The 26,470-nt window shown below is 39.6% G+C and carries 27 protein-coding genes and 4 pseudogenes; 26 read left to right on the top strand and 5 right to left on the bottom strand.

The features are described from left to right. Positions 1 to 37 precede the first annotated feature (37 nt). Positions 38 to 963: pseudogene (gene yidC / locus HMPREF9182_RS04095) on the bottom strand (membrane protein insertase YidC). Positions 964 to 1,038: 75 nt separating this feature from the next. Beyond that, positions 1,039 to 1,317, bottom strand: coding sequence for an acylphosphatase (locus HMPREF9182_RS04090; protein ID WP_009754257.1), 279 nt, complete (start codon positions 1,315 to 1,317; stop codon positions 1,039 to 1,041). Positions 1,318 to 1,386: 69 nt separating this feature from the next. On the opposite strand from HMPREF9182_RS04090, the pseudogene HMPREF9182_RS04085 reads away from it, so the two are divergent. The 3 genes and pseudogenes from HMPREF9182_RS04085 (at position 1,387) to HMPREF9182_RS04075 (ending at position 3,373) form a co-directional block, all read left to right on the top strand. Next, positions 1,387 to 2,126 (top strand): annotated as a pseudogene (locus tag HMPREF9182_RS04085) (TrmH family RNA methyltransferase). 44 nt (positions 2,127 to 2,170) lie between these two features. Then, positions 2,171 to 2,662 carry an HDIG domain-containing metalloprotein gene (locus HMPREF9182_RS04080; protein WP_009755024.1) on the top strand — a complete coding sequence of 164 codons (492 nt, stop codon included), beginning with the start codon at positions 2,171 to 2,173 and terminating at the stop codon, positions 2,660 to 2,662. Between the two features lie 24 nt (positions 2,663 to 2,686). Then, positions 2,687 to 3,373 (top strand): Bax inhibitor-1/YccA family protein, encoded by a 687-nt coding sequence (locus tag HMPREF9182_RS04075; protein WP_009754974.1) that lies wholly within the window; start codon positions 2,687 to 2,689, stop codon positions 3,371 to 3,373. 234 nt (positions 3,374 to 3,607) lie between these two features. On the opposite strand, the gene HMPREF9182_RS04070 is transcribed toward HMPREF9182_RS04075, so the two are convergent. Then, positions 3,608 to 4,420 (bottom strand): Cof-type HAD-IIB family hydrolase, encoded by an 813-nt coding sequence (locus HMPREF9182_RS04070; protein ID WP_009443725.1) that lies wholly within the window; start codon positions 4,418 to 4,420, stop codon positions 3,608 to 3,610. Positions 4,421 to 4,580: 160 nt separating this feature from the next. Between HMPREF9182_RS04070 and HMPREF9182_RS04065 the strand changes: the two genes are divergently transcribed. The 5 genes from HMPREF9182_RS04065 (at position 4,581) to lytR (ending at position 9,190) form a co-directional block, all read left to right on the top strand. Continuing rightward, positions 4,581 to 5,183 carry a DUF1361 domain-containing protein gene (locus HMPREF9182_RS04065; RefSeq protein ID WP_009443451.1) on the top strand — a complete coding sequence of 201 codons (603 nt, stop codon included), beginning with the start codon at positions 4,581 to 4,583 and terminating at the stop codon, positions 5,181 to 5,183. A 106-nt stretch (positions 5,184 to 5,289) separates the two neighbouring features. Then, on the top strand, positions 5,290 to 6,750 hold the full coding sequence (locus tag HMPREF9182_RS04060) for an NCS2 family permease (protein ID WP_009754461.1): 1,461 nt from the start codon (positions 5,290 to 5,292) through the stop codon (positions 6,748 to 6,750). 255 nt (positions 6,751 to 7,005) lie between these two features. Next, positions 7,006 to 7,452 (top strand): tRNA (adenosine(37)-N6)-threonylcarbamoyltransferase complex ATPase subunit type 1 TsaE, encoded by a 447-nt coding sequence (gene tsaE / locus HMPREF9182_RS04055; RefSeq protein WP_009754373.1) that lies wholly within the window; start codon positions 7,006 to 7,008, stop codon positions 7,450 to 7,452. Further along, positions 7,452 to 7,976: a GNAT family N-acetyltransferase gene (locus HMPREF9182_RS04050; protein ID WP_009443380.1), complete on the top strand. Its 525-nt coding sequence runs from the start codon at positions 7,452 to 7,454 to the stop codon at positions 7,974 to 7,976. The genes tsaE and HMPREF9182_RS04050 overlap by 1 nt, the downstream gene beginning before the upstream one ends. Before the next feature lie 5 nt (positions 7,977 to 7,981). Beyond that, positions 7,982 to 9,190 carry a glycopolymer--peptidoglycan transferase LytR gene (gene lytR, locus HMPREF9182_RS04045; RefSeq protein ID WP_009755080.1) on the top strand — a complete coding sequence of 403 codons (1,209 nt, stop codon included), beginning with the start codon at positions 7,982 to 7,984 and terminating at the stop codon, positions 9,188 to 9,190. Positions 9,191 to 9,286: 96 nt separating this feature from the next. Here lytR and HMPREF9182_RS04040 read toward each other — a convergent pair whose 3' ends face one another. Next, positions 9,287 to 9,580, bottom strand: coding sequence for a hypothetical protein (locus HMPREF9182_RS04040; protein ID WP_009443823.1), 294 nt, complete (start codon positions 9,578 to 9,580; stop codon positions 9,287 to 9,289). Positions 9,581 to 9,589: 9 nt separating this feature from the next. Beyond that, complete coding sequence (locus tag HMPREF9182_RS04035; RefSeq protein ID WP_009443231.1) at positions 9,590 to 10,006, bottom strand: HIT family protein; 417 nt, start codon at positions 10,004 to 10,006, stop codon at positions 9,590 to 9,592. A 129-nt stretch (positions 10,007 to 10,135) separates the two neighbouring features. Between HMPREF9182_RS04035 and HMPREF9182_RS04030 the strand changes: the two genes are divergently transcribed. The 18 genes and pseudogenes from HMPREF9182_RS04030 (at position 10,136) to glyQ (ending at position 26,470) form a co-directional block, all read left to right on the top strand. Further along, on the top strand, positions 10,136 to 10,867 hold the full coding sequence (locus tag HMPREF9182_RS04030) for an ABC transporter ATP-binding protein (protein ID WP_009754253.1): 732 nt from the start codon (positions 10,136 to 10,138) through the stop codon (positions 10,865 to 10,867). After that, positions 10,864 to 11,910 carry an ABC transporter permease gene (locus HMPREF9182_RS04025; protein WP_009443745.1) on the top strand — a complete coding sequence of 349 codons (1,047 nt, stop codon included), beginning with the start codon at positions 10,864 to 10,866 and terminating at the stop codon, positions 11,908 to 11,910. Before HMPREF9182_RS04030 ends, HMPREF9182_RS04025 begins: the two co-directional genes overlap by 4 nt. Before the next feature lie 49 nt (positions 11,911 to 11,959). Then, positions 11,960 to 12,754, top strand: a complete 795-nt coding sequence (gene ccrZ / locus HMPREF9182_RS04020) for a cell cycle regulator CcrZ (protein ID WP_009754747.1) — start codon at positions 11,960 to 11,962, stop codon at positions 12,752 to 12,754. Beyond that, the gene (trmB, locus tag HMPREF9182_RS04015; RefSeq protein ID WP_009754528.1) at positions 12,751 to 13,389 is read left to right on the top strand and encodes a tRNA (guanosine(46)-N7)-methyltransferase TrmB; all 639 of its coding nucleotides are present in this window, start codon (positions 12,751 to 12,753) and stop codon (positions 13,387 to 13,389) included. Before ccrZ ends, trmB begins: the two co-directional genes overlap by 4 nt. Positions 13,390 to 13,560: 171 nt before the next feature. Further along, a complete protein-coding gene (gene rimP / locus HMPREF9182_RS04010; RefSeq protein WP_255263273.1) occupies positions 13,561 to 13,983 on the top strand; it encodes a ribosome maturation factor RimP in 423 nt (140 codons plus the stop codon). Between the two features lie 45 nt (positions 13,984 to 14,028). Further along, positions 14,029 to 15,267, top strand: a complete 1,239-nt coding sequence (nusA, locus tag HMPREF9182_RS04005; protein ID WP_009444005.1) for a transcription termination factor NusA — start codon at positions 14,029 to 14,031, stop codon at positions 15,265 to 15,267. Positions 15,268 to 15,277: 10 nt separating this feature from the next. Continuing rightward, positions 15,278 to 15,574, top strand: coding sequence for an RNase P modulator RnpM (rnpM, locus tag HMPREF9182_RS04000; protein WP_009443777.1), 297 nt, complete (start codon positions 15,278 to 15,280; stop codon positions 15,572 to 15,574). Next, a pseudogene (locus HMPREF9182_RS10425) lies at positions 15,567 to 15,865 on the top strand (YlxQ-related RNA-binding protein). The gene rnpM and the pseudogene HMPREF9182_RS10425 overlap by 8 nt, the downstream one beginning before the upstream one ends. Before the next feature lie 17 nt (positions 15,866 to 15,882). Then, entirely contained in the window at positions 15,883 to 18,639 is a 2,757-nt protein-coding gene (infB, locus tag HMPREF9182_RS03990; RefSeq protein WP_009443321.1) for a translation initiation factor IF-2, read from the top strand. Positions 18,640 to 18,791: 152 nt separating this feature from the next. Beyond that, positions 18,792 to 19,142 carry a 30S ribosome-binding factor RbfA gene (gene rbfA / locus HMPREF9182_RS03985; protein WP_009754768.1) on the top strand — a complete coding sequence of 117 codons (351 nt, stop codon included), beginning with the start codon at positions 18,792 to 18,794 and terminating at the stop codon, positions 19,140 to 19,142. 318 nt (positions 19,143 to 19,460) lie between these two features. Continuing rightward, a complete protein-coding gene (locus tag HMPREF9182_RS03980; RefSeq protein WP_009443047.1) occupies positions 19,461 to 21,092 on the top strand; it encodes a Na/Pi cotransporter family protein in 1,632 nt (543 codons plus the stop codon). Positions 21,093 to 21,246: 154 nt separating this feature from the next. Beyond that, the gene (gene nagA, locus HMPREF9182_RS03975; RefSeq protein ID WP_009754560.1) at positions 21,247 to 22,401 is read left to right on the top strand and encodes an N-acetylglucosamine-6-phosphate deacetylase; all 1,155 of its coding nucleotides are present in this window, start codon (positions 21,247 to 21,249) and stop codon (positions 22,399 to 22,401) included. A gap of 293 nt (positions 22,402 to 22,694) precedes the next feature. After that, positions 22,695 to 22,892: a hypothetical protein gene (locus HMPREF9182_RS03970; protein WP_009754200.1), complete on the top strand. Its 198-nt coding sequence runs from the start codon at positions 22,695 to 22,697 to the stop codon at positions 22,890 to 22,892. Between the two features lie 54 nt (positions 22,893 to 22,946). Beyond that, a complete protein-coding gene (locus HMPREF9182_RS03965) occupies positions 22,947 to 23,792 on the top strand; it encodes an aldo/keto reductase (protein WP_009754332.1) in 846 nt (281 codons plus the stop codon). Positions 23,793 to 23,800: 8 nt separating this feature from the next. Continuing rightward, positions 23,801 to 24,244, top strand: coding sequence for a GNAT family N-acetyltransferase (locus HMPREF9182_RS03960; RefSeq protein ID WP_037602672.1), 444 nt, complete (start codon positions 23,801 to 23,803; stop codon positions 24,242 to 24,244). A 138-nt stretch (positions 24,245 to 24,382) separates the two neighbouring features. After that, positions 24,383 to 24,550, top strand: a pseudogene (locus HMPREF9182_RS03955) (type I restriction-modification system subunit M N-terminal domain-containing protein); the annotation flags it as partial. A gap of 123 nt (positions 24,551 to 24,673) precedes the next feature. Next, positions 24,674 to 25,036 (top strand): TIGR02328 family protein, encoded by a 363-nt coding sequence (locus tag HMPREF9182_RS03950; RefSeq protein WP_009443249.1) that lies wholly within the window; start codon positions 24,674 to 24,676, stop codon positions 25,034 to 25,036. 516 nt (positions 25,037 to 25,552) lie between these two features. After that, positions 25,553 to 26,470, top strand: coding sequence for a glycine--tRNA ligase subunit alpha (gene glyQ / locus HMPREF9182_RS03945; RefSeq protein ID WP_002911276.1), 918 nt, complete (start codon positions 25,553 to 25,555; stop codon positions 26,468 to 26,470).

Here is a 26,470-nt window from a genome sequence, read left to right as displayed (position 1 = left end):
TGACAAGGAGTTGTTCAGTTAAAGGAAAGGATCTGGTTTATCTTGAACGCTGTTTACCAGCATTACGATTTTTTTCTTGTTTTTTGGACGATTATCAACCACCGCATTTGCTTTAGGTGTGATATTTTTTATATAAGAGTTCGCTGACAATGTTTTTGGCGGATTTTTTTCGTATTCTTCTTCCACGCGTTTTTTCATGTAAGGGCGGATAAAGAAGTTGATAATGAACTGTTGTAAGATCTGAACAAAACCACCAACTACCCAGTAGAGTGTTACACCAGCTGGTGATGTAAAAGAGAAAATGACAATCATGAGCGGGCTCATATAAAGCATTTTTTTCATCTGGTCTTTTTGTTCTTCATCTAGCCCGACAAGTGAGAGTAAGGATTGGATGTAGTAGAGTATTCCAACGAAAATAGTAAGAATCAGACTTTGTTGGCCTAGATTGATACCCAAGAAATTACTTTGAGTCACACCTTCAGTATAGCGAGCAGCAAAGAAGAGGGCTGAGAAGAATGGCATTTGAATTAGAAGAGGTAAGCAACCAACGCCGCCTAACATACTAAGGCCATTCTCTTTTTGAGCTTGCATAAGTGCTTGTTGTGCTTCTAATTTCTCTTCTTGAGTTTCTGCACTCTTCATTCGCTCATGAATTGGAGTGAAAATAGGACTCAGATAGTTTCTCTTTTCAGATTGGTAAGTAGCATTCCAAGATTGATAAAGACCAAGTGGCAGGATGATGAGGCGGACGATAACCGTCACGAGAATAATAGCTAGACCAAATCCTAGTCCTAAATCGTTGGCAAAGTATTTGATAACTTGGCTCATAGGAGCAACTAGGTATTGATATACAAAGCCTTCGCCAGTTGGAAGTCCCTGTTTATTCGTCTGGACGCAGCCAGAAAGGATCAGGAGAAGAGTTAGCCCCATTCCTGAAAATAAGAAACGTTTAAAAGTTTTCACGATATTTTTTCCTTTTTATAGTATTACCTATCTATTCTACTGTTTTTTTAAAAAATATACAATAGTTCCTAAGACTTAATTTGAAATTTTAAAGTCTGTAAAAGAATCGAAGTTAGCCATGGTAACATCTAAATAAGTCACTTTTGAAAAAGGTGTGGGGCCTTTACGAATCTCTTGAATGAATTTTGCCATTAAATTAGAATTCTCTGCTTGAGCAAGAATACCAACTGTACCATCATCATTATTCCAAACCCGACCTGTAATACCACCGATTTCTAGAGCAAGAGAATATACTCCCCAGCGAAATCCAACTCCTTGTACACGTCCTTGGGCGACCATTTTTACTTTTTGCATCAGAAACTCCTTTGTTATATCCTACTTTAGTCTGAGTGTTCTTTGAAAAAATTATGCTATACTATTCTTATGAATATTATAACCTCAAAAGCGAATAATGTGGTGAAAAACGCAAAAAAATTGCATCAAAAAAATACCGAACAGAATCTTACTTAATTGAAGGATGGCACTTGTTTGAAGAAGCATTTTCGAGTGGAGCAGAAATTGTTTCCATCTTTGCTTTGCCAGAATATGCTGATCGATTACGAGATTTTACAGGTGTCCATTGGGTCAGTCCGGAATTACTCAAGGATTTAGCCGACAGTAAAACGCCACAGGGAATTGTGGCAGAAGTACGTCTTCGAGAAGAAGATCCTCCAACCATTTTATCTGGTAAATATCTTTTCCTGGAAGATGTGCAGGATCCAGGAAATTTGGGGACGATTATTCGTACGGCGGATGCAGCAGGATTGAGTGGTGTTTTTATATCGAATCGTTCGGCAGATTTGTATAATTTAAAGACATTGCGCTCTATGCAGGGGAGTCATTTCCACTTGCCGATCTATCGTTTAGAGACGATGAAGTTGCTTCAATTGGCTCGAGAATCTAAAATTCCAGTATTTGCTTCAACCTTATCTGAGCACTCTGTAGACTATCAAACACTGAAAGGAAGTAGTGACTTTGTGTTGGTTATGGGAAATGAAGGACAAGGTATCAGTTCAGTGGTGTCAGAAGCCGCGGATCAATTAGTCCATATTCCCATGAAAGGACGTGCTGAAAGCCTAAATGTTGCAGTAGCAGCTGGAATTCTCATCTTTTATTTAAGCTAAAGTTTAGAAATTAGCTTATAATAAAGGCAAATGGAGGTGATTCTATGCCTTATAAAAGTGACCAAGAATTTATGGCTCATGTGGGACATTTGCTTGCAAAACCCCAAGTACAGCGTTTGAAAGGAATTTCTCACCATTTGCATTCCAATCGGCTTGAACATTCTATCAATGTAAGTTATACTAGTTATAAGATTGCGAAGAAATTGGGTTGGAATAGACGCAGTACAGCGCGTGGTGCTCTTCTTCATGATTTGTTTTACTACGATTGGCGAGTGACTAAATTTAAGAAAAGTCATGCCTGGGTTCATCCTCGATTGGCGGTTCGAAACGCTCGTAAGTTGACGAAGTTAAATAAAATAGAAGAGGACATCATCATAAAGCATATGTGGGGCTTAACTTTAGCGCCACCACGATATAAAGAAGCTTTTATCGTGACCTTTGTTGATAAATATTGGGCCATCAAAGAGGTAACCTCTCCCTGGCGCAAAAAAATTCGTAATCGAAAACTATTTCATCGTAAGATGTTAAGAAGTTAATTAAAATAAAAGGAGATAAACTTGATGAATAATCATACAGTTATCCAAGATACTGCTGGTATCAATGCTTTTTATGCTAAAATCTATTCACTAGTTGGAGTAGGGTTAGGTATTTCTGCTGTTGTGTCAGCTTTGATGTTGACCATGTTTCAATCTGTGATTGTTTCAGTAATAATGGGGGCTTCATGGATTTATTACTTGGCTATCGCTGCTGAGTTAGTATTGGTATTTGCTGCTTCAGGAATGGCTTTGAAGAATAGCCCGATGGCTTTACCACTATTTCTGGTATATTCTGCGTTAAACGGCTTTACCTTGAGTGTGGTTTTGGCACTTTATACTCAATCATCAGTGCTATCCGCTTTTGTCACTGCTTCTGCTATGTTCTTTGCTATGGCTTTTGTTGGTAAAGTTACAAAGAAAGATCTTTCAGGAATGGGTCGCGCGTTGAGAGCTGCATTATTTGGTTTAATTATTGCAAGCGTGGTAAATATTTTCTTAGGAAGTGGAAGCTTTGATTTCTTGATTAGTATTGCGGGTGTTATCATCTTCTCAGGTTTGATTGCTTGGGATAATCAAAAAATCCGTTATGTTTACGAGCAAACCAATGGTCAAGTTGAGAATGGCTGGGCTATATCAATGGCTTTAAATCTTTACCTTGATTTTATCAATTTATTCCTCAGTCTTCTTCGCTTGTTTGGGCGGAATGATTAAATAGAAAAAGTGGTCGAGTAGGAGCTCGAACCACTTTTTTATCACATAAAAAGGATTGGTGGAGGAAATACCTGTCCTTTTTAAAGAATGATATAAAAACATTCATATTAATATATTATATTTTAAGTTAATTTTATCACAATAAAAAATCCTTTTCAAGTAGTTTTATAAAAATTTTTTCAAAAAAAAGAACAGAAAATATTTAGGGAGTTTGGATATTTTCTGCTCTATTTTTTATAAGAATAATCTCGTTAACTCGTGTGCTACACCATCTTGCTCATTCGTTAAATCGAGTTGTTTGTCAGCGAAAGGAAGAAGGGTGTCACTCGCGTTTTTCATAGCATAGCCGGTGCCTGCAAATTCCAACATTTCAGTATCATTGTGCTCATCACCAAAAGCAATAAGATCGGTGCGGTCAGCATTTAGAACGTTTAGTAAATAGTTCAAAGAAAAGGCTTTGTTGACGCCTTTAGGTGTACATTCAAGGATATTAAGTGGACCGCCCCAAGTGTTGATTGAGAGTTCATGGTTGTAGAAGGATTTCATCTGATCCGCTAAGGCATATTTATCTTTAGCTCGTGTTTGTAAAAGGATAGCGCTTGGATCTTTTGTAATTAACTGAGAGTTTAGTTGATTTTCGGGAATGAAAGACGATACGCCAAATAGTTGCGGGCTGGCTACCTTTTCGTCTGGATTAGTAATATAGAATTTATTTCGAAATTCTCCTGCTATGAAATCTGCTTCGATTTCTTCTTCTCGTGCGACCATGTCAATGAGAAAGGATTTGTCCACTGTTAAAGAACGTTCAAATTCCCATTTTTTTCCTGGCAAGTGAGTGAGCGACCCGTTGAAATTAATCATAGGTGTATCTAACTCTAACTCTTTGTAATAATGATAGGCCATGCGATAAGGGCGACCTGTTGCGATGATGACTTTGTGACCTTTTTGAGATACTTTTTTGATTGTTTCTTTCGTAAAGTCTGATAATTGACTTTGAGAATTGAGTAAGGTACCGTCTAAATCTACGGCAATGATTTTATGTGACATGACATTCTCTTTTCAAATAGGATAATCTCTATTATAGCAGATTTTAAGCTGAAAGCTAGTCATTTATGATATAATAAATGTTCAAAGTTTGAAGTGATCATTTAAGATTATGTAGTAAATTTCGTCAGACTTTTATTTCTAGTTAAGGAGTTTTGTTTGTATGCGCAAGGTTATTACAGTTCATTTGTTTTTTCTAGCACTCTCTTTTTTGGTCTATATGGAAGGGATTGCTAAAACAGGTCCAGATTTAATATGGAACATGATGCTGGCTTTGATTGCCTATGATTTTGCAGTTTTGACTCGTTATTTTAAGCAAGCTTGGTTGTTCCCAATTCTATTTATACTCTGGCTCGTTTTTTATCCAAATACATTTTACATGATTACTGATATTGTACATATGCACTGGGTCGGCGATACTTTGTGGAATAGAGCAAGTTTGCACCTATTTATGGTATTTGTGCCGAGCATCTTGTTTGGTATTTATTGCGGGATTGAAAGCTGGTTGATTTTACTGGAGCGCTTTAAATTTTCTTGGTGTACCGAATTACTAGCGACATTGGTTTTGTCAGTAATTTCGAGTATGGCAATCTATATCGGTCGTTATGATCGTTTAAATACTTGGGATTTAGTAAGTAATCCTGGACAAGTGGTTCAAAAACTACTAGAAACATTTCAGAGAGAACGACTGCTATTTATCCTTGGATTTACCTTTATTCAGTTCATGAGTTTGGTTTTTCTTTCTCAAAACAATAAAAAATCTTAAAAACGGAAACATTTATCTTGAAAAGATGAATGTTTTTTTAATATAATTATTTTATTGTTCGTAAAATACGATATTTAGATCGTATATTAGATAGGAGATATGAAAAATGGACAAGTTTTTTAAACTAAAAGAGAATGGAACCACAGTTCGGACAGAATTGATTGCTGGTTTAACGACATTCTTTGCGATGAGTTATATTTTGTTTGTCAATCCGACAATTTTGGGTGCAGCAGGAATGCCAACTCAAGCTGTATTTTTGGCGACGATTATCTCAGCAGCTGTCTCTACTTTAGTGATGGGGCTCTTTGCTAATGTTCCCTACGCTTTGGCTCCAGGAATGGGATTGAACGCTTTTTTCACTTATACGGTTGTATTTGGCCTTGGATTCTCATGGCAAGAAGCTCTGGCTATGGTTATGCTATGTGGAATTTTTAATATCCTTATAACCGTAACCAAGATACGCAAAAGCATCATTAAATCCATTCCTGTTAGTTTGCAGCATGCAATTGGAGGGGGAATTGGCGTATTTGTAGCTTATCTTGGTTTTAAAAATGCAAATATAATTACTTTTTCAACATCAGCAAGTAATATCATGACAGTAAATGGTGTGGCGCCAGCGAAGGCGACAGCAGAAACTTTTGCTAATGGTGTCACTTCTGTTGTCGGAAATGGTGGAGTGGTACCAGCTATTTCAACCTTTACAGATCCAAGTGTTTTGTTGGCTGTTATTGGCTTGATTATTACGGCTATTTTAGTTATCAAAAATATTCGTGGAGCAATTTTGATTGGAATTATTACTACGACCCTCATCGGAATCCCAATGGGTGTGGTGAACCTATCAGCAGTAAACTTCGCAGAGAATCATATTGGCTCAGCGATAAATGAGTTGGGAACAACCTTTCTTGCAGCATTTGGAGGTCTTGGATCACTCTTCTCCAATGTAGGACGTCTTCCGCTTGTTTTGATGACCATTTTTGCATTTAGTTTGTCAGATACATTTGATACGATTGGTACCTTTATTGGTACAGGACGGAAGACTGGTATTTTTTCAGCAGAGGATGAAGCAGCTCTTGAAAATTCTTCTGGCTTCTCTTCTAAAATGGACAGAGCTCTATTTGCAGATGCGATTGGTACTTTCATCGGCTCTTTATTTGGTACTTCCAACACGACAACCTATGTTGAATCTGCAGCAGGAATTGCTGAAGGAGGACGTACGGGTCTGACAGCTGTCTCAACTGCCGTTGTCTTTCTATTGTCAGTTCTGATTTTGCCTGTAGTGGGGATCGTTCCAGCAGCGGCTACAGCTCCGGCTTTAATTATTGTTGGTGTGATGATGGTTTCTTCTTTCCTTGATGTGGTTTGGAGTGACTTTAATGATGCTTTGCCAGCTTTCTTTGCAGCCTTTTTCATGGCACTTTGTTACTCCATTTCATACGGGATTGCAGCAGCATTTATCTTTTATTGTTTGGTGAAAGTGACAACTGGAAAAAGCAAAGAGATTCATCCGATTCTATGGGGCTCAACTGCACTATTCATTTTGAATTTTATCATTCTAGCATTCTTGTAATCTTTCGATTTGACAAAAGAGGCTGGGACAAAAGTCCTAGCCTCTCAATTGTCTTTAGATTGTCGAGCAAGACGCAGTGGTTGAGTGGGCTCTACTACGCTGATTTCATCAGCTTTTACATCCCTACTCAACTGTGCGGAGGTGGGACGACGAAATCGAATACTAACGAATTACTGATTTCTGTCCCACTCTCTTTTTTTGAATATATTCTTAATTTTTAAGCATGAAAAAATTTTTTCTGGTATAATAAGACTTATGTTTAGTCAAAATGAAGATGAATTAATGTCTTTTGGACGAAGGCTAGGAAACCTCTTAGTAGCGCAAGATATTGTTGTTTTATCAGGTGATTTAGGAACTGGTAAGACGACTTTGACAAAAGGCATTGCTCAAGGTTTGGATATTAAACAGATGATTAAAAGTCCAACGTATACAATTGTTCGAGAATACGACGGACGCTTGCCTCTTTATCATCTGGATGTTTATCGGATTGGTGAGGATCCAGATTCGATTGATTTGGATGATTTTCTGTTTGGTGAAGGGGTAACCGTCATCGAATGGGGAGAATTGTTGTCAGCAAGTTTACCTCAGGATTATTTGAAAATCAAGATTTTAAAAGAAAACAATGGAAGACGACTAGTATTTGAATCGACAGGGGAACGTTCTCAAAGCTTATTGCAACAAATTGAAAACGGGGTGCTCTAGTGTCAGTAGAATATGACTTACTTTTAAGAGAAGCAGAGGCTAGTGATGCATTTATTTTGATAGACTTTTTAAATCAAATTGGTCAGGAGTCTGATTATACCACTTTAGATGAGACTGGTATGTTAATGAATCCAGAGCAAGTGGCAGCATTCTTAGAGCAACAGGCTTCTTTGCCTAATCGAATTTCGATTGTAGCTTTTTTTAATGAAGAACTAGCAGGATTGGTTAGTATTACTGCGGATAGATATAAGCGTGTTGCGCATATTGGAGATGTCTTTGTTGCTGTAAAAAAGGCTTTTTGGAATCAAGGTCTTGGTCGAATTTTGATGGAAGAAGTCATTGACTGGGCTACTGAGTCAGATATTATTCGTAAACTGGCTTTAAGTGTACAGGTGAGAAACAAACGGGCAATTCATCTTTATAAGAGTTTGGGTTTTGAAATTGAAGGCCTGCAGAAGCGAGGCGCTTACTTAGAAGAAGGGAAATTTCTAGACGTTTACCTAATGGGAAAACTGATAGACTAAAAAATATGTTTAAAAAAATTGTATTAATGTTTTTAAGTTTGTTAGCAGTTACTGTGCTAGGGGTTGGAGCCTATGCTTGGACTATCTATAATCAGTCAACAGGAGAGTTATCAAAGACTTATAAGAGTTTTGGAGACGAGACAGATGTTATTTCTGCGACGAAGCCTATGACTATTCTTTTAATGGGAGTGGATACGGGAAGTGGTTCACGTTCAGATGCTTGGGCAGGAAATAGCGATACAATGATTCTTTTATCTGTTAATCCGACGACGAAAAAAACGGTTATGATGAGCTTGGAACGCGATATTTTAACGAAGATTAAGAATGGCGATGGAGAAACAGTAGAGGCGAAGTTAAATGCCGCTTATGCCACCGGAGGTGCGAAGCTAGCTATTTCAACGATTCAAGATATGATGAACATTCATGTGGATCGTTATATCCTCATCAACATGAAGGGACTTGTAGACTTAGTAGATGCGGTTGGCGGTATTACAGTAAATAATACTTTTGACTTCCCTATTTCTATCGAAGAAAATGAGCCAGAATACACAGCTAAAGTTGAGCCAGGTGTTCAATCTGTTAATGGTGATCAGGCTTTGGTCTATGCTCGCATGCGCTACCAAGATCCTGAGGGAGATTACGGACGCCAAAAACGTCAGCGAGAAGTCATTAAAAAGGTTGTTGAGAAGGTATTGAGTTTGAACAGTATTAGCCACTATCAAGCAATCTTGAAGGCGGTTAGTAGCAATATGCAGACCAATATTGAGCTGACATCAGGTAGTATTCCTCAACTCTTGGGGTATCGTGATGCTTTTAAAAATATTGAAAGCCAGCAGCTACGTGGTGAAGATGCTACGTTGGCAGACGGCGGAAGCTATCAAATTGTAACAAAAAACCATTTACTTGAAATGCAAAATATTTTGCGCAAGTCACTAGGATTAGAAATCTTAACAAAGTTAGAGACAAATGCTGTCTTGTATGAGGATTTGAATGGAGAAGGACAAAATATCTCAGGTTTATCTAGTGACTATTTGCCAACAGTAACAGATATGGCAGACACTGGAACAGCATACTCTACGAATAGCTATTCAAATCCGACTCCAAATAACTCAACAAGCAACATCAGTCCTTCGACTACTGTGGGACAGACACCATCATCTGCAACAACTACTACAGTCCCTGAAGCATCAAGCGATGCGCAGACAACTAATTAATGTTTACAAGAAAAGTCTAGTATCAAAATGCACTGACCCAAAAAGTTAGATATAAAATCTAATTTTTGGCGCGATTCAAATGATACTAGACTCTTTTTATTTGTTGTTGGAAGGATTTTCCCAGATTTGTTGGATTTCAGTTAAACGAGCATGGGCTTCTTGATTGAATACTTTCACCTTATATTGAAGGTCCTTGCTAATATCCTCCAGTGTTTCTTTCTGGTTTTTTAAATAGTCCAAGTTAGCTTGGATATTGACTAAGCTAAGTTGTGCTTTTTTCAGGAGTTGACTGGTTTCGCTAACTTCTTCCGTAATGTCTTCTCGATTTTTCACCAAGTGGTAGCTAGCTGCGGCAGCACCTGCAAATAAAAGTAGATTTGTTAGTTTCATAAATGTTCCTTATTCCTTAGTTTGAGCAATTTTCTCTGCCAGTTTTCCCAATTCTTCAAAGTTTGGTTCGTGAGCGACGAATGTTACTTTTAGATCATCCTTTTCACTGAAGCGCGGAGCTAAGTGTATGTGGGTATGAAACACTGTTTGGCCAGCGACTTCTTCGTTGTTATTAATGATATTCATACCAGTCGCACCGGTCGCTTTCATAATTTTACGGGCAATTTGTGGAACTTGTTCAAAGAGCAGGCTAGAGTTAACACTATCCATCTCTAGCAAGTTACGAAAATGTTTCTTAGGAACAACAAGGGTGTGGCCAGGTGTAACTTGTGAAATATCAAGAAAAGCAAGGACGCCTTCATCTTCATAAACTTTAGCGGCAGGGATTTCACCTGCAATAATGTTACAAAAAATACAATCTGTCATAAAATATACCTCTTTGGCTAGATTTTGATATAATATAGAAGAATGTAAATGCTGAACGGTATTGCCGTAAACAGGTATACAGAGCAACAACTTACAATTAAACATATTATACCAGAATTTGGAGAAAAAATGTTAGAAATAAAAGGGCTTACAGGAGGCTATGTCAATATTCCTGTTTTAAAGGATGTCAGTTTTGAAGTTGGAGATGGTCAGTTGGTTGGTCTGATTGGTTTGAATGGCGCTGGAAAGTCCACGACTATCAATGAAATTATTGGATTGTTGACTCCTTATCAAGGAGAGATTTTGATTGATGGACTGAGTTTGCAAGCCAATCGTACAGCCTACCGAAAGAAAATTGGTTTTATCCCGGAAACTCCAAGTCTTTATGAAGAATTAACATTGAAAGAACACATCGAGATGGTAGCTATGGCTTACGATATTGAGCCTCAAGTAGCCTTAGATAGAGTGGAGCATTTACTAGATACATTCCGCTTGAAAGATAAGCTGGACTGGTTTCCAGTTCATTTTTCAAAAGGAATGAAACAAAAAGTGATGATCATCTGTGCTTTTGTGATTGATCCGAGTTTGTTTATTGTGGATGAGCCTTTTCTAGGTTTGGATCCAGTTGCTATTGCGGACTTGATTGAGTTGCTTTCGATTGAAAAGTCCAAGGGAAAGTCAATCTTGATGAGTACTCATGTACTGGATTCAGCTGAGAGAATGTGTGATTCGTTTGTTATTTTACATAAAGGGCAAGTGCGTGCAAAAGGCAATTTAGAGCAGTTACGAAATGAATTTTCAATGCCGGATGCTAGTTTGAATGAAATTTATTTAGCTTTGACGGAAGAGGCTGCCTTATGAGAGCAATGTTTTTTAAGCGTAAACAGGATTTTCGAGCACAGTGTATTAAATATTTACGTTATGTTTTAAACGATCATTTCATCTTGTTTTTAATGGTTTTCTTGGGCTTTGTGGCTGTTCAGTATAGTCAACTGCTTCGACATTTTCCTCAAGAGCATTTGCCGATTTGGATTGCTTTATTTCTTTTATCTATCGTGCTTGTACTTATGGGACGGATTGCGACTTATTTTGAAAAGCCAGATAATCTTTTTCTACTGGCTAAGGAAGAAGAGCTACGTGATTATATAAAAGATCAAATAAAAAAATCATTCCTTTTATGGGGATTTGTTCAAACTTTTTTGCTATCATTACTGGTGCCTATTTTTATGGCTTTAGGATGGTCTATTTGGGGTTTTATTTTATATGCTTTGCTTTTGCTTGGAGTAAAAGGGGTCGTATTTCAACAAAAAAGCCAGAAGTTTTTTAGTCAAGAAGGATTGGATTGGAGATCCATTATTGCTTATGAAGAAAGACGAAAACAACGCATTTTGCAATTTTATGCCCTGTTTGCAAATGTCAAGGGAATCTCAAGTAGTGTGAAGCGTCGTGCTTATTTAGATATGCTGGTTCGCTATCTACCTAAGCGACAGAATAGGACTTGGGATCATCTGTTCTTACGTTCTTATTTACGAAATGGTGATTTTTTTGCACTTACATTGCGCTTATTGCTTCTTTCTGTATTGGTGATTGTTTTTCTCCCCCAAAGTATGATTGCGGCGGTATTTGTCAGTTTATTTCAATATCTATTGCTCTTTCAACTTTTGGGGATATATGAGGCATATGATTATCAGTATCTAACAAACCTATTTCCTCTTGAGGAAGCTGATAAGCTAGGTGGGGCAAGAAGGGTTATCACAGCGGTTGGTACAATCACCTTTTTGTTGGAATTAGTAGCAGCATTGCTATTTTTTAACGAAAAAATAATGATCTTAGTTATTGTTGGGATATATGCTCTACTTTATGCGTTTTATCTGCCTTATAAGCTGAATCGCTTGGTTGACTAAAGGTGCTAAAACTAGTAAAATAGATAGGAAACTTTGATGGAGGGTACGAATGGACTTGATTGATAATGAACTAACCCTGACGCCGATAAATGGTAAGAGTGGTAAGGCTTACATGGGTAGTTATCCTGATGGAGAACGTGTTTTTATCAAAATGAATACGACTCCAATTTTAGCAGGACTTGCAAAAGAACAGATCGCACCGCAATTATTATGGAGTCGTCGTCTGCCAGATGGTAATGTATTGACTGCTCAAGAATGGCTGTCTGGTGATATTTTGGGTCCAGATGGACTAGAGCGAAAGCAGATTTTTGATATTTTGATTCGCTTGCATCGTTCACGCCCTCTCATGACTCAGTTGACCAAGCTAGGTTATGCCTTAGAAACGCCTAATGATCTGCTAGATAATTGGCTTGAGAAAGCATCTTTCGCTTTACAAAATAATCAATATCTACAATCCATCATTGATGACTTACGCCGCAATTTACCAGCTTTTCGAGAGGATTATGCAACTATTGTGCATGGTGATGTTCGCCATAGCAACTGGGTAGAGACACAGAGTGGTTTGATTTATCTCGTCGATTGGGATTCTGTTCGTTTGACGGATCGCATGTTCGATGTGGCCCATTTGCTTAGTCACTATATTCCAGAAGCGCATTGGGAAGAATGGTTGACATACTATGGTTACAAGTATAATGAAAAGGTATTGGAAAAATTATATTGGTATAGCCAGTATACTTATCTCTGCCAAATTGCAAGATATTATGAAAATAATGATTTAGAAAATGTAAACCGAGAAATTTATGCTTTGCGTAATTTTCGGTCGAGATATAGAAAGGAATCATGAGAGTAAGAAATCGTAAAGGAGCCACGGAGCTTCTTGAAGCAAATCCCCAATATGTCGTACTTAACCCAGCTGACGCTAAAGGAAAGTGGCAAGAGATTTTTGGGAATACCCATCCCATCCATATAGAAGTTGGAAGTGGAAAGGGGGCTTTTATCACTGGTATGGCCAAGGCAAACCCAAATATAAATTACATTGGGATTGACATTCAAAAGTCTGTGTTGAGCTATGCTTTGGACAAAGTACTGGTCGCTGATGTGCCGAATATTAAATTACTCTGGGTGGACGGTTCTGATCTGACTAATTATTTTTCTGATGGTGAGATAGATCGCCTTTATTTAAATTTTTCAGATCCGTGGCCTAAAAAACGCCATGAAAAACGACGCTTGACATATAAATCCTTTTTAGACACTTTTAAGCAAATACTACCAGAAAATGGAGAGATTCACTTTAAGACAGATAATCGTGGCTTGTTTGAGTATAGTCTGGTGAGTTTCTCGCAATATGGTATGAAGCTTAATGGTGTTTGGTTAGACTTGCATGCTAGTGACTTTGAAGGAAATGTCATGACGGAGTACGAGCAAAAATTTTCTAGCAAGGGACAGGTTATTTATCGGGTTGAAGCAGAATTTTGCTAAATGACTTTGTCGGATACATATTTCTTGCAATGTTGAGTGAAAAGTGTTATACTACAACTAGTGATATGAAAAAACGAGGCGGAGAAGATTCTTCGCCTCTTATCTGTGAGGAGGTGTAGTCTTATCGCAACAATTGTAGAGTTAGTGACAGCAGTTATCGAGCCTGCTATCATGGCCCCTTTTGAGCTTGTTGATGTGGAGTATGGCAAGATAGGGAGTGATTTTGTTCTAAGTGTCTTTGTTGATAAGCCAGGAGGGATTACGGTCAATGATACGGCAGATTTGACGGATATCATCAGTCCTTTACTGGATACAATTAAGCCAGATCCTTTCCCTGAACAGTACTTTCTTGAAGTAACCAGTCCAGGTTTGGAGAGGCCGCTTAAGACTAAAGAACAAGTAGAAGCGGCAGTTGGCCAGTATATCCATGTCGGATTGTACAAGACTTTGGATAAGCAAAAGGTTTTTGAAGGAACCTTACTCCAATTTAAAGAGGATGTCTTGACACTAGAGTATATGGACAAAACCCGTAAGAAAGAAATTGCTATTCCTTACAACCTTGTTTCCAAGGCAAGGCTTGCTGTAAAGTTTTAAAAATAAAAGAAAGGATTGCTTTTGCCTAGCAAAAGCTAAGAGAAAATGAGTAAAGAAATGCTAGATGCTTTCCGCATCTTAGAAGAAGATAAAGGTATCAAAAAAGAAGACATTATTGACGCAGTAAAGGAATCACTTCGATCTGCTTATCGTCGCCGTTATGGTCAAGCAGATAGTGCTTTGATTGATTTCGATGAGAAAAAAGGAGACTTCCATGTTTATACAGTTCGTGAAGTCGTTGATGAAGTCTTTGATAGCCGTTTAGAAATCAGCTTGAAGGATGCACTTGCGATTAGCTCTGCTTACGAGTTGGGTGACAAGATTAAATTTGAAGAAGCCCCTGCTGAGTTTGGTCGTGTTGCAGCTCAGTCTGCTAAGCAAACTATCATGGAAAAGATGCGCAAGCAAACTCGTACCATTACTTATAACACTTATAAGGAACATGAAAATGAAATCATGTCAGGTACAGTAGAACGCTTTGACAATCGCTTTATCTATGTAAATCTGGGTAGCATTGAGGCGCAACTTTCTAAACAAGATCAGATTCCTGGAGAAATTTTTGCTTCTCATGACCGCATCGAAGTTTTTGTATACAAAGTTGAAGACAATCCACGTGGAGTAAATGTCTTTGTAAGCCGTAGTCATCCTGAAATGATTAAGCGTCTGATGGAACAGGAAATCCCAGAAGTTTATGATGGGACTGTGGAAATTATGAGTGTGGCTCGTGAAGCGGGCGACCGGACTAAGGTTGCTGTGCGTAGTCATAATCCAAATGTTGATGCAATTGGTACAATCGTTGGTCGTGGTGGAGCTAATATCAAGAAAATTACTAGCAAATTCCACCCAGCAAAATACGATGCCAAGAGCGATCGCATGGTTCCTGTTGAAGAAAACATTGATGTGATCGAATGGGTGGCAGATCCTGCTGAATTTATCTACAACGCGATTGCACCAGCTGAGGTAGATCAAGTTATCTTCCACTCAGAAGACAATAAACGTGCATTGGTTGTCGTGCCAGATAATAAGTTATCTCTTGCTATCGGCCGTCGTGGACAAAATGTCCGTTTAGCAGCTCATTTAACTGGCTATCGCATCGATATCAAATCAGCGAGTGATTTTGAAGCTATGGAAGCAGCTGGGGAGTTAGGCGGCTTTGGTGCTGAAGTAGAAGAAAATGTGTATGAAGATACAAATCAAACATATACCGACCAAGCAATTGAAGGAATGGCAGAAGCGGCTCTAACAGCAGACCTTGAAGAAAGCGATGTTACAGAGCTAGACTAAGGGGGCAAATATGGCAAAAACACGAAAAATCCCTTTGAGAAAATCAGTTGTTTCAAATGAAGTGATTGATAAACGTGATTTGTTACGAATTGTCAAAAATAAGGAAGGTCAAGTCTTTATTGATCCGACAGGAAAAGCCAATGGCCGTGGAGCTTATATCAAACTAGATAATGATGAAGCTATCCAAGCAAAGAAAAAACACGTATTTAACCGTAGTTTTAACATGGAAGTAGATGAGGCTTTCTATGATGAATTGATTGCCTATGTTGATCATAAAGTGAAAAGAAGAGAATTAGGTCTTGAATAAACAACAAGTCGCAAACCTACTTGGACTGGCTCAGAGGGCTGGACGAATCATTTCTGGGGAAGAATTAGTCGTTAAGGCTATTCAGGAAGGAAAAGCTAAAATGGTTTTTCTGGCAGGTGATGCTGCCCCAAATTTGAACAAAAAATAAAAGATAAAAGTAACTATTACCAAGTAGAAGTAGTAACCGTGTTTTCAACACTGGAATTGAGCTCTGCGATTGGCAAAGCAAGAAAAGTCTTAGCCATCACAGATGCTGGTTTTACAAAGAAAATGAGGTCTATTATGCAATAGAACAGGAGGACAAGGATTTGTCTAAAAAAAGATTGTACGAAATCGCAAAAGAACTGGGAAAAGAAAGTAAAGAAGTTGTTGAGCGAGCAAAGGAATTAGGGTTGGATGTCAAAAGTCACTCTTCAAGCGTAGAAACAGCAGAAGCAGAAAAAATTGTGGCGAGTTTTTCTGCAGTGAAAAAGGCTACAACAACTGTTTTAAAAGAATCAGCTGACCAAAAAAAGCCGTCTAAAACCGCTGTTGAAGGAGAAACTACAAGAAACCATCCTGTAACAACTCCAGACTCTAAGTTGGCTAATCAGCCAGAAATTCAACAAGCTTCTGCTCCTACTAAAGTGGCACGTCCACAAAGTCGAAACTTCAAAGCTGAAAGAGAAGCAAGAGCAAAAGAGCAGGCAGAGCGTCGTAAGCAACAAGGGCAACAACGTCCTGTGCGTGATAATAAAGAACGTAAGGAACGCCGTAACGATCAAGAGGATCGTAATGGTAAAAACCGCAACGAACGCCGCAATCAAGGTCAACAACAATATGGCCAACAACGTCCGGTTTCCAATCAAGGTCCTAAGGTTGACTTCAAAGCAAGAGCAGCAGCCTTAAAGGCAGAACAAAACGCTGAGTACGCTCGTTCGAGTGAGGAGCGCTTCAAACAAGCTAAGGCCAATCAAGAAGCTTTGCGCGAACAAAACAAACGCAAAGAACAAGCAAAATTAGAAGATTTGTTCGTTGAGGTAGAAACTCAAACTTCTGTAGCTCCGGCAAAACCAGTAACGCCTGTGCAAGAGCCAGTCGTAGATACACGTCGTAAAAAACAAGCTCGACCAGACAAGCAACGTGATGATTTTGATCACGAAGAAGATGGTCCAAGAAAACAACAAAAGAATCGAAACAGTCAGAATCAAGTGAGAAATCAAAAAAATAGTAATTGGAATAACAATAAGAAAAATAAAAAAGGCAAGAATAATCGAACGAATAATGTGACTCCAAAACCTGTCACAGAACGTAAGTTCCATGAATTGCCAACAGAATTTGAATATACAGATGGTATGACCGTTGCGGAAATCGCTAAACGGATTAAACGTGAGCCAGCTGAGATTGTTAAAAAACTCTTTATGATGGGTGTGATGGCGACTCAAAACCAATCACTCGACGGAGATACCATTGAACTTCTTATGGTGGATTATGGTATCGAAGCTAAGAAGAAAGTAGAAGTAGATACTGCAGATATTGAGCGTTTCTTTGTCGAAGAAGGTTACATTAATGAGGATGCGCTAGAAGAGCGCCCGCCGGTTGTAACAATCATGGGACACGTTGACCATGGTAAAACAACGCTCCTAGATACTCTGCGTAATTCACGTGTTGCAACAGGAGAGGCTGGAGGAATTACTCAGCATATTGGTGCTTATCAAATCGAGGAAAATGGAAAGAAAATCACCTTCCTAGATACACCAGGTCACGCGGCCTTTACTTCTATGCGTGCACGTGGTGCTTCAGTGACGGATATTACGATCTTAGTCGTTGCTGCTGACGATGGTGTAATGCCACAAACGATTGAGGCGATTAACCACTCAAAAGCGGCAAATGTACCAATTATCGTAGCGATTAATAAAATCGATAAGCCAGGTGCAAACCCAGAGCGAGTTATTGGTGAATTGGCTGAGCATGGTGTCATGTCTACTGCTTGGGGAGGAGACTCCGAATTTGTTGAGATTTCAGCCAAGTTTAATCAAAATATTGAAGAACTACTTGAAACAGTTCTTCTTGTGGCAGAAATCCAAGAGTTAAAGGCAGATCCAAATGTTCGTGCGATAGGTACGGTTATCGAGGCACGTTTGGATAAAGGAAAGGGTGCGGTTGCAACGCTTCTTGTTCAACAAGGTACTTTGAACGTTCAAGACCCTATCGTTGTCGGAAATACCTTTGGTCGTGTTCGAGCAATGACGAATGATCTTGGACGTCGTGTCAAAGTAGCTGGTCCGTCTACTCCAGTTTCTATCACAGGTCTGAATGAAACTCCGATGGCAGGAGATCACTTTGCTGTTTATGAGGATGAAAAAGCTGCGCGTGCGGCTGGTGAGGAACGTGCTAAACGTGCCCTTCTTAAACAACGCCAAGCAACTCATCGTGTAAGCCTTGAAAACCTCTTTGATACTCTTAAAGCTGGCGAGGTTAAGTCGGTAAATGTTATTATCAAAGCGGATGTACAAGGATCTGTTGAAGCCTTGGCAGCATCCCTACAAAAAATCGAGGTTGAAGGCGTAAAAGTAACGATTGTCCACTCAGCAGTTGGTGCTATTAATGAATCAGATATTACCTTGGCAGAAGCCTCAAATGCTGTTATTATTGGATTCAATGTGCGTCCTACTCCGCAAGCTCGTCAGCAAGCAGAGTCTGATAGTGTAGAGATTCGCCTTCACAGTATTATCTATAAAGTGATCGAAGAAGTAGAAGATGCTATGAAAGGGATGTTGGATCCTGAATACCAAGAAAAAATTATTGGTGAAGCGCTTATTCGTGAAACCTTCAAAGTTTCAAAAGTTGGAACAATTGGAGGATTTATGGTTGTCAGTGGTAAAGTTACACGCGATTCGAAAGTTCGTGTCATCCGTGACGGTGTCGTGATCTATGATGGCCAACTAGCTAGCTTGAAGCATTTTAAAGATGATGTTAAAGAAGTAACCAATGGTCGTGAAGGAGGTCTCATGATTGAGGGTTACAATGATATTCAAGTGGATGACACTATTGAAGCTTACATCATGGAAGAAATCAAAAAATAAAACTTGCTAGAATCTGTACTATGTATGAAGTTTCGCAGAGGTTTGATAGACTGAAGAGCGTCTATAATAAAAATACAGATCAATAGAAAATAAAAAACATAAGCTAGGCAAAGCCTAGCTTATGTTACAGAAAAAAATAGAAAGGAATTCTTATGGCAAATCATTTTCGAACAGATCGAGTGGGAATGGAAATCAAACGTGAAGTTAATGAGATTTTACAAAAGAAGGTCCGTGACCCTCGAGTTCAAGGTGTAACGATCACAGATGTTCAAATGCTAGGAGATTTATCGATGGCGAAGGTTTACTATACTATCATGAGTAACCTTGCTTCGGATAATCAAAAGACCCAGCTTGGCCTTGAAAAAGTAACTGGAACGATAAAGCGTGAATTAGGCCGTCATTTAAAGATGTACAAAATCCCAGATTTGACCTTTGTCAAAGATGAATCGATCGAATATGGGAATAAAATTGACCAAATGTTGCGAAATTTAGATAAAGAATAGACAAGAACTTTTCGTGGGCGATGGTGAATTGATGAAAAGTCATTACTTGAGGGTGGGACAGAAATCGGTAATTCGTTAGAATTCGATTTCGTCGTCCCACCTCTGCACAGTTGAGTAGGGCTGTAAAAGCTGATGAAATCAGCGTAATAGAGCCCTACTCAACCACTGCGTCTTGCTCGATAATTCAAAGACAATTGAGAGGCTAGGACCTTTGTCCCAGCCTCTTTTTTCAAAAAATTTAAAAAAGGCTTGTTACTTTTATAAATATCCTATAAAATATAGAAGGGAATATTTCAGACAAGATCCAGGAGGAGAAAGATGTCTATAAATTGGCAGGAAGTTGTTTTTCACTTTTTAGGTGGATTGGGACTTTTTCTCTATAGTATAAAAATGATGGGAGATGGCTTACAACAAGCTGCAGGTGATAGACTACGTTATTTTATTGATAAGTATACAAGCAATCCCATCTTAGGTATCCTAGTTGGTATCGTCATGACAGCACTGATCCAATCAAGTTCAGGTGTGACAGTTATCACGGTTGGGATGGTCAGTGCAGGTTTGTTGACATTGCGACAGGCGATCGGAATCGTCATGGGAGCCAATATTGGGACGACAGTAACCTCTTTTATTATCGGATTTAAGCTAGGTGAATATGCTCTACCTATTTTATTTATCGGAGCAGTTTGTATCTTTTTCACTAAGAAGCGTTCGGTGAATAATATTGGTCGGATACTTTTTGGTGTGGGTGGCATTTTCTTTGCCCTTAACTTAATGAGTGGGGCAATGGAGCCGCTTAAAGATTTGCAAGCTTTTCGTGATTATATGATCCAGCTAAGTCACAATCCTATTCTAGGTGTTTTTGTTGGAACAGGTCTAACTTTATTGATTCAGGCTTCTTCAGCGACTATCGGGATTTTGCAGAATTTATATGCTAGTGACTTGATTAGTCTTCAAGGAGCTTTGCCTGTTTTATTTGGTGACAATATTGGGACAACCATTACGGCTATTATTGCCTCTTTGGGGGCTAATATTGCAGCCAAGCGTGTGGCAGCTTCTCATGTTCTTTTTAATGTATTAGGAACCATTGTTTGCTTGCTCTTATTAGGACCATTTACCAGTATGGTCCAATGGTTCCAGGAAAGCCTTCATTTGTCACCGGAGATGACGATTGCTTTCTCACATGGAGCATTTAATATTACGAATACAATTCTACAGTTTCCTTTGATTGGCTTTCTTGCTTATGCGGTTACGAAGCTAATTCCTGGAGAGGATGAGATTGTTAAGTATGAACCACTTTATTTGGATAAGATTTTGATCAAACAAGCCCCTTCTTTGGCTTTAGGGAATGCAAAAAAAGAGTTGCTTCATTTGGGAGACTATGCAGTTAAATCGTTCAGGCAGTCTTATGATTACCTTATTTCACATGAGGAAAAAGTGGCGGATAAGGGACATAAGACAGAGGAAGCCATCAATGCCATTGATGAAGAATTGACACGCTATTTGATTTCTCTCTCAGGCGAGCAACTCAATCAAAAAGAAAGTGAAGTATTAACTAATATTCTTGATTCATCGCGTGATTTAGAAAGAATTGGTGATCACGGAGAGGCATTGTTACACTTGACAGACTACCTAATCAAGAAAAAGGTCATATTTTCAGAGTCTGCTTTGGAAGAGCTTCGTGAGATTTACCAAATGACTTTAAATTTTATCAAAGAAGCTTTGCAGTCAGTAGAGGAAAACGATATACAACTTGCTGATAGCTTGGAAGAAAAGCATAAAAATATCGATCTGTTAGAGCGTAAGCTCCGCAAGACTCATATTTCCCGATTAAATCGTGGAGAATGTACTCCCCAGGCGGGTGTTAACTTTATCGATATTATTTCTCATTATACAAGAGTTGCTGACCATGCCATGAATTTGGCAGAGAAGGTTCAAGCTGGGCAAATTTAGGCAGGAAAATTTCCTGTCTTTTTAATATAATAATTTTTCAAAAATAGGTCTATACCATTTACAAATAAATGGGAAAGGTTTATAATAAAGATGACATAATCAATGAGTGCCAAATTAAGTAGAACCAATTTGGCTAATACGAGGAGGTTATATTATGCCTAAATATATTAAAGCTGATCAATTCTTTTATCCACAAGGAATCCGTCAAGGTGGCTATCTTGAGATTAAAGACGGAAAATTTGGAAAACTAGTCAACGAAGTGCCAGCTGATGCAGAAGTGATTGATTACACTGGCTATTCTATTGCACCTGGTCTAGTAGATACTCATATTCATGGTTTTGGTGGCGTAGATGTTATGGATAATAACATCGAAGGTACTCTACACACGATGAGTGAAGGACTTTTGACGACAGGAGTTACTAGTTTTTTGCCGACCACATTGACTTCATCTTATGAGCTTTTGCTAGCTGTGACAGAAAATATTGGTGCCCGCTACAAAGAGGCTACTGGTGCCAAGATTCGTGGCCTTTATTTTGAAGGACCTTACTTCACAGAGAAATACAAGGGAGCCCAAAATCCTTCTTACATGAAGGATCCTCGCATGGATGAATTTCGCGCTTGGCAAAAGGCATCAAACGGTTTATTGAATAAGATCGCTCTAGCACCTGAACGGAATGGTGTCGAAGAGTTTGTTCGCACAATTACAGACGAAGGCGTGACAGTAGCGTTAGGCCACTCTGATGCAACTTTTGATCAAGCAAAAGCAGCAGTAGAGGCAGGGGCTAGTGTGTGGGTACATGCCTATAACGGTATGCGTGGATTGACACACAGAGAATTAGGAATGGTTGGAGCTATGTACGAATTACCCCATACCTATGCAGAATTGATTTGTGATGGACATCATGTGGATCCTAAGGCTTGCGATATTCTGATCAAGCAAAAGGGCCATGAAAATATCGCTCTCATTACTGACTGTATGACAGCTGGTGGTCTAGAGGATGGAGATTATATGCTAGGAGAGTTTCCAGTGGTTGTAGCAAATGGAACAGCTCGACTTAAATCAACAGGTAACTTGGCAGGGTCTATTCTCAAACTAAAAGATGGCCTGAAAAATGTCGTTAAATGGGGCATTGCCAATCCACATCAAGCTGTCATGATGGCTAGCTTGATTCCAGCTAAGTCTGTACATATTGATGGTGTTTGTGGTCAGATCAAAGAAGGTTATGATGCAGACTTTATTGTTTTAAATAAAGACTTGGATCTCGTTGCTACTTTCTTGGATGGTGAAAAGAGATTTGAAGCTGAATGATGAGATTGTCTCCTGATATTTCAAAAGAGGCTGGGACAAAAGTCCTAGCCTCTCAATTGTCTTTGGATTGTCGAGTAAGACGCAGTGGTTGAGTGGGCTCTACTACGCTGATTTCATCAGTTTTTACAGCCCTACTCAACTGTGCGGAGGTGAGACGACGAAATCGAATTCTAACGAATTACCGATTTCTGTCCCACTCTCTTTTTATTGATATTGTAAGAGGTGTTTAAAAGATTTGAATTGCTATTTTGGGCGTGATATAATGAGGGTAGATTAAGATTCAGGAGAAGGATATGAAAAAAATCGACTATAAATTTACTATGATGGGTGTCATTTTTCTTATTTTTGGCTTAGCCATGAGTAGGGTTTTGATGATTGTTGTAGGTGCGGCGTTTATTATCTATAGTTTTTTCAGCAAAAGTATGGCACCAACTAAGAAAAACATTTTTAAGCCTGAGCCATTAACGAGGAAGAAAAAAGAGAAGAAATAAGTGAAACGCTAGAGAATTTATAACGAACTAAAAATGATAGCTAGGAGAATTGTAATGAAAGAATACTTGTTGAACAATGGTGTTGGCATTCCGGTGCTGGGCTTTGGTACTTGGAAGGCTAAGGATGGCGAAGAAGCCTATCAGGCAACATTAGCCGCTCTCAAGGCAGGCTATCGGCACATCGATACGGCAGCTATCTATAAGAATGAAGAAAGTGTCGGACGGGCAATCAAGGACAGTGGTATTCCGCGGGAGGAACTCTTCATCACGACCAAGCTTTGGAACGACATTCATACTTATGAAGAGGCTCAAGAGGCCTTTGCTGCCTCAATGAAGCGTTTGGGTTTGGACTATCTAGACCTCTACCTCATTCATTGGCCAAATCCCAAGTCCCTGAGGGAAAACGATGCTTGGAAAAAGCGCAATGCCGAAGTCTGGCGTGCTATGGAAGACCTCTATAATGCTGGTAAGATTCGAGCGATTGGCGTCAGCAATTTTCTGCCTCACCACTTAGAAGCCTTACTTGAGACAGCACGCATGACTCCAGCTGTCAATCAAATCCGTCTGGCTCCAGGAGTCTATCAGGCAGAGGCTGTGGATTTTTGCCGGGAACATGATATTTTACTGGAAGCTTGGGGACCATTTGGCCAAGGTGAGCTCTTCCAAAATCCTGACGTACAAGCCGTGGCGGACAAGTATGGCAAGACCATTGCCCAAGTCGCGCTAGCTTGGAGCTTGCAGGAAGGCTTCCTGCCTCTGCCTAAGTCGGTCACTCCGAGCCGGATTGCCAGCAATCTAGAGTGCTTTGACATTGAGCTAGATACAGCAGACTTAGAAGTCCTCAAAAATATTAGTGGTCTAGCTGGTGGAGCCCCAAATCCTGATGCAATGGATTTTTAGATGAAAATCTGATTCTACGCCATTCGGATAGAGAGACCTTGCAGTCTTACCAATTAACGGATTTAAAATTTACCAGTCATCCTAAGGAGGCTGTCGCAGACTTAGAAAATCGCTATGCTATCTTGGGTCTTGAAGAACATCAAATCGTAACCTTTCTAATCTTGGATGCTGGAGAAAAGAAGTATACTTATGGCGGTCAGCCAGATAGCCTGCTCCTTCGTAGCTTTTCAACGGATGAAAGCTTTCAGATGCGAGGCTACGGTCGTCAGACGCTTAAGCTCTTGCCTGATTTCATAAGAGAGCATTTGCCCATGTATAAAAGTATCATCCTAGGTGTCAATGAGCGAAATCAAGTCGCTTCCTATCTCTACCAAGAGACCGGTTTTAGCAAACAGCCCCAGCGCATATTAGGACTAGCCGGCTGTCAGGAAGTGTATGAATTAAAAATATAAAGGTATCCCCAGTTTGAAATGAGCTGGGGAGTTTTTATATCTAACTTTTAGAATGCAGATCACCTTTCCTAGTTTGAGTGGTTTTTCTTGAAATATGATAAAATAGAAAAGATAATACATTAAATAAGGGAAGTAAAAATGGCAAGTAAAGAAAATGCAGAACGCAAGGAGCTTCATCGTAAAATCTGGGCAATTGCGGACGATGTTCGTGGAGCTGTAGATGGTTGGGATTTTAAACAATATATCCTAGGTATCCTTTTCTATCGCTTTATTTCAGAGCACATGGCCGATTATTTTGACCGTGCCTACCAAATCCCAGGACACAGGGGGAGGTGTGCAAAGAATTTTTGCCTGCTAATACTCGAGATTTGCTTGCCCCTTATCTAAATGCTTGCTTGCAAAAATTAACTTTACTGAAAGGAGACTACTATGAGACTTTGGCATGAGGCATTGATTTCACAACTTCCCCGACCTCAGCTTTTGGGACAACATCGGGAATGTTGCGCCCTACGTGGTAATGGCTGGGGCAGAAGGCATGCGACGGTGGATTATGTCTTTACCTACTCGCCCTATCGTCTCTATGCCTATCATCGCTTGATCATGGAGGAGATGGCTAGTCGTGGCTATCGGGTCAGCCCAGAGTGGCTGGATAAGAACTACCGTGGTAAGACCTGTCCTGCTTATGAAGATTTACCTGAGGAGAAGGTAGGCAATCCCATCTACAGCGAGCATGATGCCCGCTACTGTGAGGAATGTTTAGATAATCTCCGTGAGAAGGGGATAGAGCTATAGTAATGACCCGAATGCTTTGTGATGCAAAACTCTTCTTTCCTAGGTCTGATGTATTAGTGTTGTGATGTATTTTCAGTTATAAAGTGATGAAAAAGAGCTTATTGCTCGCTATTTCATAAACAGGGAATAAACCATAAATAGTGAGATCTTTCCACAATAAAACCTTAAGAACTCTATACCGTAAAAGAATCAATAAAAAACTGAGGTAGTTCTTTTATTATGGACGTATAAGTATTTTACAATAGTTAGGATTTCTGCTATAATCTTTTTTAGAAAGAAGTCTCTTTGTCTACTTTTTAGCGAGTCTGGGATAGTGTGAGCCAGATAAGGAAGCAGAGCAGATGGCGCTTTTGGTTATATTTTGTAAACAGAATGAAGTAATAAATTAGGGTGGAACCGCGTTTTTGACGCCCCTAGGTCGTAATAGCCTAGGACTGTCGAATGTGGTTCTTTTGTTTGTTCAAATAGAGCAAAAGATAGTCCCAGAGCTAAAAGGAAAAAATAAAGGAGTAGCAAATGTCTAAGAAGTTAACGTTTCAAGAAATTATTTTGACTTTACAGCAGTTCTGGAATGATCAGGGCTGTATGCTTATGCAGGCTTATGATAATGAGAAGGGTGCGGGAACCATGAGTCCCTATACCTTCCTGCGAGCTATTGGGCCAGAGCCTTGGAATGCGGCCTATGTAGAGCCGTCTCGCCGACCAGCAGATGGTCGCTATGGGGAAAATCCGAATCGTCTTTACCAGCACCACCAATTTCAGGTGGTCATGAAGCCATCTCCGAGCAATATCCAAGAACTTTACTTGCAGTCTTTGGAGCTCTTGGGCATCAATCCGCTGGAGCACGACATCCGCTTTGTCGAGGATAACTGGGAAAACCCTTCAACTGGCTCGGCTGGTCTGGGCTGGGAAGTCTGGCTGGATGGTATGGAAATCACTCAGTTCACTTACTTCCAGCAGGTCGGAGGTCTGCCAACTCAGCCTGTGACTGCTGAGGTGACTTATGGTCTGGAGCGCCTGGCTTCTTATATCCAAGAAGTGGACTCTGTCTACGACATTGAGTGGGCTGATGGCGTTAAGTACGGCGAAATATTCACTCATCCTGAGTATGAACATTCCAAGTACAGCTTTGAGGTCAGCGACCAAGACTTGCTCTTGGGGAATTTTGAGAGGTTTGAAGCGGAAGCTAAGAGGTGTCTGGACGAGCATCTGGTGCACCCAGCCTATGACTATGTTCTCAAATGCTCACATACCTTTAACCTCTTGGATGCGCGTGGAGCCGTATCTGTGACAGAGCGGGCTGGTTATATCGCTCGTATTCGTAATCTGGCGCGTGTCGTGGCCAAGACCTTTGTGGCTGAGCGCAAGCGTCTGGGCTATCCGCTTTTGGATGCTGAGACTCGTGAGAAACTCTTGGCAGAGGAGGGAGAATAA

Source organism: Streptococcus sp. oral taxon 056 str. F0418, assembly GCF_000220065.1.
Lineage (GTDB): Bacteria > Bacillota > Bacilli > Lactobacillales > Streptococcaceae > Streptococcus.
Note: the sequence above shows the minus strand (reverse complement) of the source record. Positions and strands in the feature narration are given on the sequence as shown.